Origin of the sequence: Paenibacillus sp. OAE614, assembly GCF_040546645.1 — a bacterium.
Lineage (GTDB): Bacteria > Bacillota > Bacilli > Paenibacillales > Paenibacillaceae > Paenibacillus_AQ > Paenibacillus_AQ favisporus.
The window spans coordinates 4369833-4384358 of sequence record NZ_JBEPOD010000001.1 but is presented as its reverse complement, the minus strand read 5'-3'; the positions used below and the strand labels follow the sequence as shown (position 1 = coordinate 4384358).

Sequence of the window (14526 nt, the reverse complement as noted above, 5' to 3'; positions counted from 1 at the left end):
CGCATGGATGCTGATGTGAAGAAAGGTTCGCAGACTTATTTGGATGATGCCGAAGTCAAACGTCTAATCGCACTCAGCCAGACCGGGGACAGCTTGGCCCGCGATACGCTGGTAAACTGCAACATCCGCCTCGTCTGGTCTGTCGTGCAAAGGTTTATGAACCGGGGGTACGAACCCGAGGATCTGTTCCAGATCGGATGCATCGGCCTGCTGAAATCGGTCGACAAATTCGATTTAAGCTATGACGTCAAGTTTTCCACCTATGCTGTTCCGATGATTATCGGCGAGATCCAGCGCTTTCTCCGCGATGACGGAACGCTGAAGGTCAGCCGGTCACTGAAGGAAATGGCCAACAAGGTACGCAAGAAAAGGGACGAGCTGTCGAAGCACCTGGACCGGCTGCCGACCGTCAAGGAAGTGGCCGAGGAGCTTGGGGTAACACCGGAGGAAGTCGTGTTCGCCCAAGAGGCCAACAAGCCGCCGACCTCAATCCACGAGACGGTGTTCGAAAATGACGGGGATCCCATTACGCTAATGGACCAGATCGCCGACGAATCCCAGGAACGCTGGTTTGATAAACTGGCGCTGAACGAAGCAATCGATGGCCTGTCGGAGCGGGAAAAGCTGATCGTCTATTTAAGGTACTACCGCGACCAGACCCAATCGGAGGTAGCCACCCGGCTCGGGATATCCCAGGTACAGGTTTCGCGCCTCGAGAAAAAAATACTGCAGCTGATCCGCGATCAGATTGCCCAGTGAACAAGGAACCGTCTTCCGTATGGGAAGGCGGTTCCTTTTTTTGGGCAGCGATGCAAATCGGACTAGAAATTAGACCTTTTTCCTATACTAACGGTAATTCAGCAGCAAAAGGAGTGATTGGATGTCTGATCACGGATTGCCTACGGTCTACCTGCAGCTGCGCAGCCGCGTACCGATTTCCCATGGAAGGGTCGTGACCCTCGGCCACATCGCCCGGATTTTATGCGACCCCGAGTGGGAATCTTCGCTCCGCAGCCTGGAGCTGGTTCATCCCCATAAGTGGGATGGAAATTTGTTGTTAATTGACATGATGCACATCATACCGAAGATCCAGGAGCTCATTCCGGGCGTCCGCATTGAGTCGATGGGGAACAAGCACTCCCTGGTGGAAGTGATAAAAAAGGAGAAGAAACCGTCACTGATCCTATTCATCCTCGTCTGGCTCCTCCTTTTCTTCGGGTCAGCGCTGACGATCATGAATTTCCATGCGGACGTGAACATGCAGGAGGTGCAAATCCGTACAGTGGAAATGGTGACCGGCCGCCGGGACGAGCATCCCTACTTGTTCCAGACGGCTTATTCCTTCGGCATCGGGTTTGGCATGGTCGTTTTCTTCAACCATTTATTCAAAAAGAAATGGAACGAGGAGCCGACCCCGCTGGAAGTGGAAATGTTTCTGTACCAGGAAAATATCGACCAGTACGTCGTTGCCGAGGAATATAAACGGATGAAAACCGCGAGCCGTCAGGGGGATTCGTCTTGATTCTGGTCGGCTGGATCATCCAAATACTGCTTGGGATTGCCGGGGGAATTGCGGTTGGCGGCGGCGTTATCGCGCTGTTCATCGTCCTCGACATGATTCCAAGGCTGGCTCAGCTGACTTCATCCTATAACCGGGTTCACTGGTACGAAGGGGCGATGGTAACGGGGTCGCTGGTTGGGACCGTGTTCGACTTTTGGAACTGGAAACTATCCTTGGGACCTCTGGCCAGCCTCTTGATCGGGCTGTGTAACGGGATATTCGTCGGAATGCTGGCCGCCGCGCTCACCGAAGTGCTCAACGTGCTGCCCATTTTGGCTAAAAGGCTGCAGATGACCCGCTACCTGTTCGGTTTTTTGATGGCGATGGTCACGGGAAAAGTGGCGGGTTCCCTGTTTGACTGGTTTGTTTACAGAAAGTAAGGAGGAACGCTTCGTGAGAGATGACAAGGATCAGGAAATCAACGTAGAGGACCCTGCGGGTATTGCGATGATCATGCAGTATGGGGACGAATCGAAAGAGAAGAAGGAAGACGCTTCTCATCAGTCGGAGGAGGGGAAGGAGCCCCGGAGGACGGCGGGCCGGCGAGAAGGCGGTGAAGAACAGGCTGAGGATGAGCATAAGGCAGCGGGTGACGGCGGAGAAGATAAGCGGATGCAGGAAAAACGCGACCGGGAAAGGTCCGACACCGTCGAGGAATCTATCATCTATTGGCAGGATAAGGATGTCATCCCGGAAAGCCTGGAGACGACCAAAAACACGCTCAAGGAAGTGGTGGGCCTGGGTTCATCCTTTGACATCGTGTTTCGCGAAATGACCCTCGCCGGCCAGAACACGGGATTGTTCTTCATTAACGGCTTTGCCAAAGACAACATCATGCTGGAAATACTGAAGCGGCTTACCTATTTGTCCGCCGACCAGCTGACTTCGGATGCGCTTAAGTCCTTTTTTGAATTTTACATCCCGCATATTCAGGTCGAGATTGTCGACAAGCTCAGCGCGGCAGTCAATAAAGTACTGATGGGGATGTCCGCACTATTTATCGAGGGAGAGCGGGCGTGCATCATTTTAGATACCCGAAATTATCCGGTCCGTAGTCCCGAAGAACCTAGCATTGAACGGGTCGTTCGGGGCGCGCGCGACGGGTTTACCGAAACGCTGCTTACCAACATCGCCCTCGTGCGGCGGCGGATCCGCGACCCCGGATTCAAAAGCGAGCTTGTGCAGGTCGGGCGGCGGACGCGGACGGACGTCTGTATTGCCTATATCGACGATATTGTGGATAAGGTACAAGTAGACTCCATCCGGAAGAAAATCAAAAGTATTGACATCGACGGACTTCCCCAAGGCGACAAGCAGCTGGAGGAAGTCATTATCAATAAGGGATGGCATCCGTATCCGCTGGTCAGATATTCGGAGAGACCGGACGTGGTCGCTTCGCATATCATGGAAGGCAGGGTAGTGGTGTTCGTGGACACCTCGCCGAGCGTGATGGTCATGCCGACTACGTTTTTCGACCTGTGCCAGCATGCCGAAGAGAACAGGCAGACAGCCTTTATGGGGACCTACCTCAGGTGGGTCCGGTTTCTGGGCATTTTTGCCTCCATGTTTCTGCTTCCGCTGTGGATGCTGCTCGTGACGGACCCGTATTTGAAGCCTCCGGAATTAAACTTTATCGGACCGCACGACACCGCCAAAATTCCGCTTATCGCCCAGTTTCTGCTGGTCGAGTTCGGCGTCGATCTCCTCCGATTGGCCGCTGTGCATACGCCGACCCCGCTGGCTTCGGCCATGGGCCTCATCGCAGCGATCCTCGTCGGGGATATCGCGGTGAAAACAGGCTTGTTCGTCAATGAGGTCGTCTTGTACATGGCCGTAGCGGCCATCGGCATGTTCGCCACGCCGAGCTATGAGCTGGGATTGGCCAACCGGATGGTGAGGCTTGTGCTGCTGGTCGCGGTGGCTATTTTCAAAGTGCAGGGATTCGTTGTCGGAACGACGCTGCTGATCCTGCTGCTGACGCTGCACCGGTCCTATAACTCGTCTTATCTATGGCCGTTTATACCGTTTAATGCAAAGGCTCTATCTGAAGTGCTGCTGCGCTACCCGGTGCTTGAGAGCAAGAAAAGGCCGTCTTTCAACAAAACGAGGGATAATACGCGGATGGCGAAGAACCCGGACAACCGCGAACAATCGTAGGAAAACACAAATGTTGTGCAAAAAAATCCATTCATTCTCTTCCCTTGTCTGGTATACTGATGTAAAAGTTCACATGGAATATTTACATTTCCAAGGAAAGCGAAGGGATGCATAATATGTTTCTACATGGTACAAGTAAAATCAATGCGGACGGTCACCTGGAAATCGGTGGCTGTGACGTTACCGAGCTGAAGAAGCAGTATGGTACGCCGCTTTATATCGTCGACGAGGAGCTGGTCCGCACGCGGTGCCGCGAATACGTCGATGCGTTCCGCGCGTCCGGACTGAAATTCCAGGTGGCTTACGCCAGCAAGGCGTTCTGCGTCATGGCCATGTGCCGGATCGCAGAGGAAGAGGACATGTCCCTTGACGTCGTGTCCGACGGCGAATTGTTCACGGCGCTTCAGGCAGGCTTCCCGGCTAAGCGCATCCATTTCCACGGCAACAACAAGACGGTGGAAGAGATGGAAATGGCGATCGACGCCGGCATCGGCTGCTTCGTCGTAGACAATTTTGTTGAGCTGCATGTGCTGGAATCGGTGGCGGCTGAGAAAAAGGTGAAGGTCAACATTTTGCTCCGCGTCACACCAGGGGTTGAAGCTCATACGCATGAATATATTTCAACCGGCCAAACCGACTCGAAATTCGGTTTCGACATCGGTAACGGCTCTGCTTTTGAGGCAGTCAAAGCAGCTGCCGCTCAGGAGCATCTGGAACTTCTCGGCGTCCATTCCCATATCGGGTCGCAGATCTTCGAGGTCGACGGATTTCAGATGGCGGTTCAGCGTGTAGCCGAATTTGCCAAGAGTGTCAAAGAACAGCTGGGCGTGCAGTTCAAAGTAGTGAACCTCGGCGGAGGCTTTGGCATCCGTTACGTCGAAGGCGACACGCCGCTTGAAGTCAGCCAGTACGTGAAGGCGATTACCGACGCGGTGAAAACGCATTTTGCCGAGTGGGGAAGCGAGCTGCCGGAAATTTGGGTGGAACCGGGCCGCAGCATCGTGGGCGATGCGGGGACAACCTTGTACACCGTCGGCACCAGCAAGGATATTCCGGGTGTGCGCAAGTATGTGGCCGTGGATGGCGGCATGACGGACAACCCGCGCCCGGCGCTGTACGAGTCGAAGTATGAGGCCATGCTGGCCAACCGTGCCAACGACAAGCCGGAAGAAACCGTGTCCATAGCCGGCAAATGCTGCGAGAGCGGCGATATGCTGATTTGGGATGCAGAGCTTCCGAAAGTCAATAACGGTGACCTGCTCGCGGTTTCCTGCACAGGGGCCTACAACTATTCGATGGCGAGCAACTACAACCGGATCCGCAAACCGGCGGTCGTGTTCGTGAACCAAGGTCAAAGCGACCTGGTCGTTCGCCGCGAGAGCCTTCAGGATATCATCGGCCACGATGTCATTCCTGAGCGGATCGCAAAGCAGGCTGTGCTTAAGTAAGGAGATGCATTAAGGGGGCAGGCGCTGTTCGCTAGCGCCTCTGGTAAATGAATTGGTGCGCAGTATAAAGGATCATCTCTGTATTGGGGAATGCAGAGGGGTCCTTTTGCGCGTTTATAGAACGTTTAGAAATGCGGAATTATTTTGCTTCGCCCGGGATTTCATAGTAAACTAGAAGATGTCTGTTAACACTCAGGAAAGACATGAAAGGAGTCATTGACATAATGGCCAAGCAAGCAAAAATCACTCTTGAAAACGGCGGCGAAGTGCTGCTCGATCTGTTTGAAAAAGACGCTCCGAACACGGTGGCGAACTTTGAGAAACTGGCAAACTCAGGTTTCTACAACGGTCTGGTGTTCCACCGCGTCATTCCGGGATTCGTTGCGCAGGGCGGATGCCCGAACGGCACCGGTACCGGTGGCCCTGGCTACACGATCAACTGCGAGATCAACCCGAACAAACACGAGCGCGGATCGCTGGCGATGGCACATGCCGGCCGCAACACCGGCGGAAGCCAGTTCTATATCTGCTACCAGCCGCAGCCGCATCTCGACGGGCAGCATACCGTATTCGGCAAAGTGACGAAGGGCATGGAATACGTCGACGCGTTCCAAGGCCGCGACGTGATGAAGACGGTCGAAGTATACGAAGCTTAATCTGCGAGTCGCGCACGTTTTATCAGCCGCTTTCCCTGTTTCAAAAAGGGACAAGCGGCTTTTTGTTCAGGTCCGGGAAAAGAGGCGTATTGATTTTTTGCAGAGGCAGTGTTAACATTTCCTAGTATAGATGGGGCTTCCACTAGGCAGCCATTCCATCTGCAATTGCATATTGATATTGGTTATATCCTTCGGGGCAGGGTGAAATTCCCTACCGGCGGTGATGACGCGGCAGCCGATCAGTTCTGGCGCCCGTCTCAGTCCGTGACCCGGACGCTTCGTTTGACGCTTAGCGTACGGTGGACCTGGTGCAAATCCGGGACCGACAGTATAGTCTGGATGGGAGAAGGAGAGAAAGCGTGCACTTCAGTTGGAGTGCAGCTGTCCAATAAGATGTCACGTGTACGTGGTTGTTTTCACATAGTAGAAGGTTGTCCCTGAAGGGACGGCTTCTGTTTACTGATGACTTTACGCTACCGATGACTTATTTGGCTGATCCTGATTTTTGGGATTCTGCAGCCTTATTGGAGTGTATCTGACTTGTCTCTCACAGCCCCGAGGATGGTTTAAGCCATCCCGGGGCTTTTTGCTTTTTTACAAAGACCTGGGGGTCCCCGCTAAGTGCCGGTTTAAACGGCGCGGATCCAAAGCTGCGCATGGTAAGGTGATTTACCATGGAAATTCCAACATGCGAAGTATCCGCAAAGCGCCCGAAGCCGAGACTTAGCATTGAGGGGATGTCCCGATTACGAACAAGGGGGGAGATGAATGGACGGCATCATCAACGATGAATTTTATATGGGACTTGCGCTCGATATGGCGGAGCGGGCACAGGGTCAGACCGGGATCAATCCGGTTGTCGGCTGCGTCGTCGTTAAAGACGGGGCTATGGTTGGGCTTGGCACGCATTTGCAGCGGGGAACCGCCCATGCGGAAGTACATGCGCTGAATATGGCGGGTGAACGTGCGGAAGGAAGTACGGTTTATGTAACGCTGGAGCCCTGCAGCCATTACGGAAAAACGCCGCCCTGCAGCGAACGCCTCATACGCGAGAAGGTGAAGCGGGTCGTCGTGGCCTGCGAAGATCCCAACCCCCAGGTGGCGGGGAGAGGAATCAAGTTGCTCCGCCGCAGCGGGATTGAGGTGGAAGTCGGGCTGCTCGGTGAGAGGTCCCGCCGCTTGAATGAAAAGTTTATCAAGTACATCACGACCGGGCTGCCCTATGTGACGGTCAAGACAGCAAGCACGCTGGACGGGCGCATCGCGGCCGAATCGGGAGACAGTAAATGGATCACGAACGAAGCGGCCCGGGAGCAGGTTCATACGCTCCGCCACCGTCATCAAGGGATTATGGTTGGCGTAAATACGGTGATCGCGGACAATCCGCAGCTGACCACCCGGCTGCAGGGCGCCATCGGTCTGAATCCTGTACGGATCATCGTCGATTCCTTGCTGCGGATTCCGCTTGAGTCGAAGGTGATTCAGGATGGAGCAGCGCCGACCGTCATTTTGACGACGGAACGCGCCGATTTGGATAAGGAGGAAGCCCTTAAGAAGATCGGCGTAGAAACGATCCGCTGCGGATCGGGCCCGCAGGTCGATCTTCTCCTGGCGATGCAGGAGCTGGGCAAACGTGAGATCGGCTCGATTCTGGTGGAAGGCGGCGGCCGGCTGAACGGTGCCATGCTGGAGGCCCGACTGATCGACCGGGTCGTGCTCTATTTCGCGCCGAAAATCGTTGGAGGTCCGGCGGCTCCTGTCAACTTCTCGCTGCGAGGCGCCGACAAGATAGCGGACGCCGTCCGGCTAGAAGACGTAGAGACCGAAGTGCTCGGGGACAACGTCTGCATCAGCGGAAAGCCGGTTTGGCCGGCATGACCTGATCCGGAAAAACGATACTTAACTTTTTAAGGCTGCACACGGTTAACGATATGAATCGTATGAAATACTTCTTTACAGGACAGAAAGGAGCGATTGCGATGTTTACCGGTTTGGTTGAAGAGGTCGGCGTCATGCGGGGCGTCTCCAGCAAAGGGGAAGCGATGATCCTCCATATCGAGGCCTCCCGGATTATGGGCGATCTCAAAATCGGGGACAGCGTCTCGGTCAATGGCGTCTGCCTCACGGCTGTCGAGATTGGAGCCCGTTCGTTCGCGGTGGACGTCATGCCGCAAACGTACCGCCACTCCAACTTGAAATCGCTGGGGGCCGGAAGCCGGGTGAATTTGGAGCGCGCCATGCAGGTGGGTGCCCGCTTCGGCGGACATATCGTGCAGGGACATGCTGACGGGACAGGGACGATCCGGGCGATGGACCGGGATCAGAATGCGGTGTTGATCGAAGTGGAGCCGGAAGATACCGCCCTGCTCCGCTACATCATCCCGCAAGGATCTATTACCCTGGACGGCATCAGCTTGACGGTGGTCAAGACGAGCGCCACAACATTCACCGTTTCCATTATCCCGCATACGCTTGCGGAGACAAGTCTGGCGGACAAAAAGCCTGGAAGTGTGCTGAATCTGGAATGCGACATTCTCGGAAAATATGTGGACCATCTGCTTCACTACCGAACAGGGGAAGGGAATGGGCGTCCTGAACCTTCGGGAATCAGCCTGGAGCTGCTAGCACAACACGGATTTGCATGAGGCAGGCAAGAGGACAGACAGGCCAATAAGCCCATGCAGGAATAGGAGGGAAACCCATGGAGGAGGATTTTGTGTTTGACCGCATTGAAGATGCGGTGTCTGACTTGTCGGCAGGTAAGGTCGTTATCGTCGTAGACGACGAGGACCGCGAGAACGAAGGTGATTTTATCGCCTTGGCGGATCAGGCAACGCCTGAAGTCATCAACTTCATGATCACGGAAGGACGCGGACTGGTCTGCATGCCGATTACCGAGGAAAGAGCCGCAGAGCTCGGCCTGAAGCCGATGGTATCGAACAATACGGACCATCACGGCACGGCTTTTACCGTCTCCATCGACCACAAGGAGACGACAACGGGCATCTCCGCCTATGAGCGGTCCCTGACCGCCAAAGCGCTGGCCGACCCGGAAGCGACCGCAGCCGATTTCCGGCGCCCCGGCCACATGTTTCCGCTGATTGCCAAAACCGGCGGCGTGCTCCGGCGCGCCGGCCATACTGAAGCGGCGGTGGATCTCGCCCGTCTCAGCGGATCGTTCCCGGCCGGGGTGATCTGCGAGATTATCAAAGAGGACGGGACGATGGCACGGCTGCCGGACCTGGTGCAGATCGCCAAAAAACACGGCCTCAAGCTGATCAGCATCAAGGATTTGATCCAGTACCGCAACAATAAGGAAAAGCTCGTTACCCGCGAGGTTTCGGTGCGGATGCCGACGGACTTCGGCGAGTTCCAGATCGTCGCCTATACGAATGCGGTGGACAATAAAGAGCATTTGGCGCTCGTCAAAGGGGACATTGCATCCGGGGAGCCGGTGCTCACCCGCGTCCATTCCGAATGCCTGACAGGGGACGTGTTCCATTCCCATCGCTGCGATTGCGGCCCGCAGTTTGAAGCCGCACTCCGGCAGATCAACGAAGCAGGCCGCGGCGTGCTGCTGTACATGCGCCAGGAGGGACGCGGCATCGGGCTCCTTAACAAGCTGAGAGCCTATAAGCTCCAGGAAGAGGGCCTTGATACGGTCGATGCCAACCTGAAGCTTGGATTCCCCGCGGATCTCCGCGATTACGGCATCGGAGCTCAAATATTGAAGGATCTCGGCATTCGCCAAATTCGGCTCCTGACGAACAATCCGCGCAAAATCAAAGGCCTGGAGGGCTACGGGCTGGAAATCGTCGAGCGCGTGCCGATCCAAATGCAGGCCAATAAGGACAACGAGAACTACTTGCATACGAAGCAAATGAAGCTTGGGCACATGCTAAAGTTTGAGCAGCCCGATTCATTGACGACGACTACCGAATAATTACAGGAGGCTGATGAAGCATGGCACACATTTACGAAGGAAATTTGGTATCCGAAGGATTAAAATACGGCATCGTGGTTGGAAGATTCAATGAGTTTATCACCAGCAAGCTGCTGGGCGGCGCACTCGACGGACTAAAGCGTCACGGCGCCAAGGAAGAAGAAGTGGACGTGGCGTGGGTTCCGGGCGCTTTCGAAATCCCGCTGATTGCCCAGAAGATGGCCGAAAGCGGCAAGTACGACGCCGTCATTACGCTCGGCACGGTTATCCGGGGGTCAACCTCCCATTACGACTACGTGTGCAACGAGGTGGCCAAAGGCGTGGCGGCGATCAACCTGAAAACCGGCGTTCCTACCATTTTCGGCGTCTTGACGACAGAGAACATCGAGCAGGCGGTGGAACGGGCCGGAACGAAGGCCGGAAACAAAGGATACGATGCTGCGGTGGCGGCAATTGAAATGGCCAACTTGACGAAACAGTTAAAATAGTGCTTATTTAATGTAGTACCCTTTTTCCGGGTACTGCATTTTTTATGTCCGCAAAGTGCCTTACGGGCCCATTGGGACACAGCCCCGCTTGGCGGGCGTACTTTATGTGACGGGAGGATAAGCCGTGAACACCGTATTATATAAGCTGGAGACGTTTGAAGGTCCGCTTGATTTGCTGCTGCACCTGATTGACAAAGCGGAAATCGACATCCAGGATATCCCCGTCAGTGAGATTACCGATCAATATATGGAATATTTGCAGAGCTTGCAGGAGCTCGAATTGGATATCACCAGCGAGTTTCTGGTTATGGCGGCCACGCTGCTGTCGATCAAGAGCAAGCTCCTGCTGCCGAAGCCTCCGGTATTTGAAATGGACGAGTTTGACTTTTATGAAGAAGAAGAAATCGATCCGCGGGCGGAGCTCGTGCAGAAGCTGATCGAATACCGCAAATATAAAGGGATTGCCAAGCATTTGCAGGAAAAGGAATTTGAACGGAGCCTGATCTACTCCAAGGAGCCAGAGGATTTGACGCCGTGGGTGCCGCGCGTGTCGGACAATCCGGTCAAAGGCCTGCACGCCTCCGATTTGGTTGCGGCTTTTCAGAAGGCGCTGCGCAAGGCGTCAAAGCGGACCAGCTACGCCAAAATCCAGCGGGACGAAATTTCGGTGAAGGATCGGATCCGCGAGGTAGTGCATGCCCTGGAATCCAGCGGGCCCGGCGGCAAGCTATTGTTTTCCAAGCTGCTGCATGATGAGATGGTACGGCATGAAATCGTCGTGACGTTTCTGGCCATTTTGGAGCTGATGAAGATGAAACAAATTATTTGTTATCAGGAAAAGCTGTTCGACGACATTGTGATGGAATGGAAAGGGGGAGGTCTCTCGAATGGACTTTCCGACATTGAAGTCGATTATTGAGGGTCTGCTCTTTTTGGCGGGGGATGAAGGGCTGACGGCCAAGCAGATTGCCGAGGTCGTCGAGCACCGTCCCGAGCTGGTGACAGACGCCCTGGAGGAAATGAAGGAGGATTTTGTCAGGGAGAAAAGGGGGATCCAGGTCGTCCAGATTGCCGGCAGCTATCAGCTGGCTACGCTGCCCGATCACGCCCCGTATTTTGAGCGGCTCGCTTATTCCCCATCCCGATCCTCGCTGTCGCAGGCGGCACTCGAGACGCTGGCCATCGTGGCCTACCGGCAGCCGATTACCCGGGTGGAAATCGAAGAGATCCGCGGCGTCAAATCTGAGCGGGCGATCCAGACGCTGGTCAACAAGGACCTGATCGAGGAGACGGGACGGGCGGAGACAATCGGACGTCCGATTTTATACGGTACGACCAAGTCGTTCCTCGATTACTTTGGCCTGCCGAATCTTCAGGCGCTCCCGGAGCCGGCCATTTTTGAAGATACGGATAATCTGGAGGAAGAAACCCAGCTCTTGTTCGAGAAGCTGGACGGAAAACAGCTGACGTTTGACGATGTGCCGTAAAACTGCATAAACAACAAGACCCATCCGGATTCCCCGGGTGGGTCTTTGGCGTTCAAAAAAAGCTTGTGGCCGAATCTTTTCCATCGGGGAATGCCATACTATGCACAGGAAGATTTATGGACAGACTTGGGGGTTTATACGTGTGGATTGTAGTCGCCATTATTGTTCTCCTGATCATTCTGCTGGTTGCCGTCATAATGTCAAGCATTACCATTACATTATGGTACAGCAAGCATAATAAGGATGACAAGGCCGTATTGGACGTCAAGATGCTGTATGGAATCGTAAAGATGCATTATGAGATGCCTTCCCTGGTGTTTGCCAATATGAAAAAGGGCTTTATGCTCCGGCTTGAGAGTAAAAACAGTTTCCGTAACGGCCAAACCGTCGGAAAAGCGCATATTAACAAAAGACGGCTGGACCATTGGGCAGATGAAGTGAGGATTATGCTCCAGTCGACGGCTTCTTTAAAGGAATGGTTTAACCGTACTATGCAGCATGTGAACATCATAAAGCTGGATTGGTCCACTAATTTATCGACCGGCGATGCAGCATGGACTGCGATTGCAACGGGAACCGTGTGGGGGCTCAAAACGACCCTGGTGGGCTGGCTTTCCTTTAAAGTACGCATGCGAAACAATCCTAGGCTCTTTGTCGTTCCGGTGTTTAAGGATGAGCCGCAGTTTGCCACCGAGCTGTCCTGCGTCGCCCGCATCTCCTGCGGTTATGCCTTGTATGCCGGCATCGTGTTGATGGCCCGAATTCTCAAAGTACCGGGAGGTCCGATCCATTGGTTCCGATTGGCCAAACAGGTTCTTCGGTAGCAAAGGCTTACTTTATTTAACGGTACCGGCCGAGCAGACGTGACTACATACTTCAAAGGGATATGGGCAAGCTAACATCTGTGGCTCAGAGCTTAATATCAACACACTAGGAGGAATCAACATGGCAGAGCATCCGATTCAAGGCTTAATGCAGACTGCGATGGAAAACATCAAAGGCATGGTTGATGTCAACACAATTGTCGGCGACCCTGTAGAAACTCCTGACGGCAGCGTCATCCTTCCGATCAGTAAGGTGGGCTTTGGCTTTGCTGCAGGGGGAAGTGATTTTAACGCGGATGATATCAGTAAAAGCGTGAGCGCGGCACCCGGACACGAATCCAAGTCCTTGCCGTTCGGCGGGGGCAGCGGCGGCGGCGTTTCGATTCGTCCGATCGCATTTCTCGTTGTCGGCAAAGCGGGCGTGAATATCGTTCCGCTCGATAATCAAACGCATTTATTTGAGAAATTAATTGATTCCGCACCGTCCATGGTGGATAAAATCACGTCGATGTTCCAAACGAATACGCAAACGGGTGCTGTCAATCCAGCCCAAACGACGACTTCGGAGATCAATCCTTCATTGTTTTAAGCCTGTGCCAATCCCTTCCGTCAGCCGGGAGGGATTTTTTGTGAAGAAACGATTTCTGAAAAAGGTCATTGTTTTTTTCTGGTTTGCACGTTTGGCATACCCGAGTTAGGCCAAGCATATACTTGTACAAGATTTTCCGAACCGAAAGGAAAGATAACATGTGGATCAAGCATAAACGAATATGGAGCTGGATTGCGGTCATCACGCTCATCGCCAGCGGCTTTGCCGGTACAAGCCGGGCATCCGCCGCGAAAAATTTACCCGCTCTCGGCACCCACGCTCAGGCCGCAGCCTTGATCGATGTCACTTCAGGCAGGCTGCTGTATTCCAGCCACGGGGACGATGAGCTCCGGATCGCCAGCCTGACGAAAATCATGACCGCGATCGTAGCGATTGAGCATGGCAAGCTGGACAGCGAAGTGAAGGTCAGCAAAAATGCCTTTGGCAAAGAAGGGTCTTCCATCTATCTCAAGCTGGGGGAAGAAATGACCCTGGAAAATATGCTGTACGGGCTGATGCTCCGTTCAGGCAATGACGCGGCCACGGCGATTGCCGAGCACGTCGGAGGTTCTGTAGAGGGGTTTGTATATTTGATGAACGAGAAAGCCCGTATGCTGGGCCTTTCCCATTCGCATTTTATGAATCCGCACGGACTGGACGAGGAAGGCCATTATTCATCGGCCAACGATTTGGCCAAGCTGACGGCATATGCCCTGCATAATCCGGTTTTTAAGGAAATCGTGAAGACGCCGACGAAGAAGGTTCCGAATCCGAATGAATCCTGGGACTACAAATGGGATAACAAAAATAAAATGCTCCGCCTTTATGAAGGAGCGGACGGGGTCAAGACCGGCTATACCAAAAAGGCGTTCCGCTGCCTGGTCAGCTCGGCAACCCGCAACGGCCAACAGCTGGTCGCCGTGACACTGAACGACGGGGACGACTGGAACGACCACGGCAGAATGCTGGATTACGGGTTTGAATATTACCCGCTGAAACAGCTGACCGAAAAAGGGGAGTCGGTACAGGGTCAGGACCTGGTCGTCAGCCAAACGTTCCAGTACCCTTTTGCCGATGGCGAGGAAGCTCAGGTCAACAAGAAGCTGGTGCTCTATCCTGAAGCGGAGGAAGGAGCGCCGGATTTGAGATTCGGGCTGAGAGGGAAAATCGAGGTGTCACTGAAAGGGGAAAAGATCGGAGAAATTCCGGTCTACAGAAAAGGAAGCGTGCTGCCGGAACGAACGGCGTCCGGAACAGCTGCAAAACAGACGATGGCACCCGTTCACAAAAGTAATTGGGGACAATGGTTCAGCGTGGTGATGAAGCGTCTGCTTCAGCCCGGCGCCTGATGTTAACGTAACAACCTGGGGAGA

At 54.1% G+C, this 14526-nt stretch carries 15 protein-coding genes and 1 riboswitch; all 15 genes read left to right on the top strand.

Annotation, left to right across the window (positions count from 1 at the left end):
- Positions 1–3 precede the first annotated feature (3 nt).
- The 15 genes from sigF (at position 4) to ABIE48_RS20090 (ending at position 14502) form a co-directional block, all read left to right on the top strand.
- A complete protein-coding gene (gene sigF / locus ABIE48_RS20160) occupies positions 4–759 on the top strand; it encodes an RNA polymerase sporulation sigma factor SigF (RefSeq protein WP_089548075.1) in 756 nt (251 codons plus the stop codon).
- 121 nt (positions 760–880) lie between these two features.
- Positions 881–1522: a stage V sporulation protein AA gene (locus ABIE48_RS20155; RefSeq protein WP_145023849.1), complete on the top strand. Its 642-nt coding sequence runs from the start codon at positions 881–883 to the stop codon at positions 1520–1522.
- On the top strand, positions 1519–1941 hold the full coding sequence (locus tag ABIE48_RS20150) for a stage V sporulation protein AB (protein WP_397341505.1): 423 nt from the start codon (positions 1519–1521) through the stop codon (positions 1939–1941). The genes ABIE48_RS20155 and ABIE48_RS20150 overlap by 4 nt, the downstream gene beginning before the upstream one ends.
- Before the next feature lie 73 nt (positions 1942–2014).
- Positions 2015–3718: a spore germination protein gene (locus tag ABIE48_RS20145; RefSeq protein WP_145024601.1), complete on the top strand. Its 1704-nt coding sequence runs from the start codon at positions 2015–2017 to the stop codon at positions 3716–3718.
- 116 nt (positions 3719–3834) lie between these two features.
- Positions 3835–5166, top strand: a complete 1332-nt coding sequence (gene lysA, locus ABIE48_RS20140) for a diaminopimelate decarboxylase (protein ID WP_076170182.1) — start codon at positions 3835–3837, stop codon at positions 5164–5166.
- A 224-nt stretch (positions 5167–5390) separates the two neighbouring features.
- Positions 5391–5822: a peptidylprolyl isomerase gene (locus ABIE48_RS20135; protein ID WP_076170052.1), complete on the top strand. Its 432-nt coding sequence runs from the start codon at positions 5391–5393 to the stop codon at positions 5820–5822.
- A 183-nt stretch (positions 5823–6005) separates the two neighbouring features.
- Positions 6006–6177, top strand: a riboswitch (FMN riboswitch).
- 413 nt (positions 6178–6590) lie between these two features.
- Entirely contained in the window at positions 6591–7700 is a 1110-nt protein-coding gene (gene ribD, locus ABIE48_RS20130) for a bifunctional diaminohydroxyphosphoribosylaminopyrimidine deaminase/5-amino-6-(5-phosphoribosylamino)uracil reductase RibD (protein ID WP_192715627.1), read from the top strand.
- A 101-nt stretch (positions 7701–7801) separates the two neighbouring features.
- Entirely contained in the window at positions 7802–8467 is a 666-nt protein-coding gene (locus ABIE48_RS20125) for a riboflavin synthase (RefSeq protein ID WP_145023853.1), read from the top strand.
- Between the two features lie 56 nt (positions 8468–8523).
- Positions 8524–9765, top strand: coding sequence for a bifunctional 3,4-dihydroxy-2-butanone-4-phosphate synthase/GTP cyclohydrolase II (locus ABIE48_RS20120; protein WP_354519555.1), 1242 nt, complete (start codon positions 8524–8526; stop codon positions 9763–9765).
- A 20-nt stretch (positions 9766–9785) separates the two neighbouring features.
- Complete coding sequence (gene ribH, locus ABIE48_RS20115; RefSeq protein ID WP_089548072.1) at positions 9786–10253, top strand: 6,7-dimethyl-8-ribityllumazine synthase; 468 nt, start codon at positions 9786–9788, stop codon at positions 10251–10253.
- A 124-nt stretch (positions 10254–10377) separates the two neighbouring features.
- Positions 10378–11172, top strand: coding sequence for a segregation and condensation protein A (locus tag ABIE48_RS20110; protein ID WP_145023857.1), 795 nt, complete (start codon positions 10378–10380; stop codon positions 11170–11172).
- Positions 11141–11740 (top strand): SMC-Scp complex subunit ScpB, encoded by a 600-nt coding sequence (scpB, locus tag ABIE48_RS20105; RefSeq protein WP_192715626.1) that lies wholly within the window; start codon positions 11141–11143, stop codon positions 11738–11740. The genes ABIE48_RS20110 and scpB overlap by 32 nt, the downstream gene beginning before the upstream one ends.
- A 140-nt stretch (positions 11741–11880) precedes the next feature.
- Positions 11881–12564 carry a DUF2953 domain-containing protein gene (locus ABIE48_RS20100; RefSeq protein WP_186325965.1) on the top strand — a complete coding sequence of 228 codons (684 nt, stop codon included), beginning with the start codon at positions 11881–11883 and terminating at the stop codon, positions 12562–12564.
- A 121-nt stretch (positions 12565–12685) separates the two neighbouring features.
- A complete protein-coding gene (gene ytfJ, locus ABIE48_RS20095) occupies positions 12686–13153 on the top strand; it encodes a GerW family sporulation protein (protein ID WP_076170059.1) in 468 nt (155 codons plus the stop codon).
- Positions 13154–13311: 158 nt separating this feature from the next.
- Positions 13312–14502 (top strand): D-alanyl-D-alanine carboxypeptidase family protein, encoded by a 1191-nt coding sequence (locus ABIE48_RS20090; RefSeq protein WP_145023863.1) that lies wholly within the window; start codon positions 13312–13314, stop codon positions 14500–14502.
- Positions 14503–14526: the final 24 nt, after the last annotated feature.

Bases quoted from the DNA above. Each gene is read 5' to 3' on its own strand.
- ABIE48_RS20125 (WP_145023853.1), top strand. From the start codon at position 7,802: ATGTTTACCGGTTTGGTTGAAGAGGTCGGCGTCATGCGGGGCGTCTCC.
- ABIE48_RS20135 (WP_076170052.1), top strand. From the start codon at position 5,391: ATGGCCAAGCAAGCAAAAATCACTCTTGAAAACGGCGGCGAAGTGCTG.
- sigF (WP_089548075.1), top strand. From the start codon at position 4: ATGGATGCTGATGTGAAGAAAGGTTCGCAGACTTATTTGGATGATGCC.
- lysA (WP_076170182.1), top strand. From the start codon at position 3,835: ATGTTTCTACATGGTACAAGTAAAATCAATGCGGACGGTCACCTGGAA.
- ABIE48_RS20145 (WP_145024601.1), top strand. From the start codon at position 2,015: ATGCAGTATGGGGACGAATCGAAAGAGAAGAAGGAAGACGCTTCTCAT.
- ABIE48_RS20155 (WP_145023849.1), top strand. From the start codon at position 881: ATGTCTGATCACGGATTGCCTACGGTCTACCTGCAGCTGCGCAGCCGC.
- scpB (WP_192715626.1), top strand. From the start codon at position 11,141: ATGGACTTTCCGACATTGAAGTCGATTATTGAGGGTCTGCTCTTTTTG.
- ribD (WP_192715627.1), top strand. From the start codon at position 6,591: ATGGACGGCATCATCAACGATGAATTTTATATGGGACTTGCGCTCGAT.
- ribH (WP_089548072.1), top strand. From the start codon at position 9,786: ATGGCACACATTTACGAAGGAAATTTGGTATCCGAAGGATTAAAATAC.
- ABIE48_RS20120 (WP_354519555.1), top strand. From the start codon at position 8,524: ATGGAGGAGGATTTTGTGTTTGACCGCATTGAAGATGCGGTGTCTGAC.
- ytfJ (WP_076170059.1), top strand. From the start codon at position 12,686: ATGGCAGAGCATCCGATTCAAGGCTTAATGCAGACTGCGATGGAAAAC.
- ABIE48_RS20090 (WP_145023863.1), top strand. From the start codon at position 13,312: ATGTGGATCAAGCATAAACGAATATGGAGCTGGATTGCGGTCATCACG.